Origin of the sequence: Neorhizobium alkalisoli (assembly GCF_002968635.1) — a bacterium.
Taxonomy (GTDB): domain Bacteria; phylum Pseudomonadota; class Alphaproteobacteria; order Rhizobiales; family Rhizobiaceae; genus Neorhizobium; species Neorhizobium alkalisoli.
The window spans coordinates 1-396 of the sequence record NZ_PVBN01000060.1; the positions used below are offsets into that span (position 1 = coordinate 1).

Annotated in this window: 1 protein-coding gene; it reads right to left on the minus strand. The window is 60.6% G+C overall.

What is annotated here, in order from left to right; translation table 11 throughout:
* On the minus strand, window positions 1-396 hold a 396-nt coding region (locus C5L13_RS28550; protein WP_158693568.1), incomplete at both ends, for a HAMP domain-containing protein.

Consider the following 396-nt stretch of genomic DNA (forward strand, 5'->3'; position numbering starts at 1 on the left):
TCTCGATGCCGATCACCAGCAGGTTAAAACGCTCGGGGCGCAGGCTGGAGGCGATATGCTGTTCCAGCAACGCGTTCAGCAAGGCCGGGTTGGGCAGTTCGGTCACCGGGTGGCGGGTGCTCAGGCGGCTCATGTCGGCATGCGCCTTGGCCAGCGTCTGTTGATTGCGGTTGTAATTGCGCACCAGCAGGCCGAGCTCATCATCCTGGTGCAGCGCCGGCAGCATCAGTTGATGATAGGGCGCTTCGTCCTGCGAGATGTTCTCCAGCTCTTTGGCCATCGCGCGCAGCGGATGCACCATCAGCCGGTTCATGCACCAGGTGATGGACACCGACAGGATCAGCGCCAGCAGCAGGTAGGTCGACAGCATGGTCGACAAAATGCTGAGGATAAACT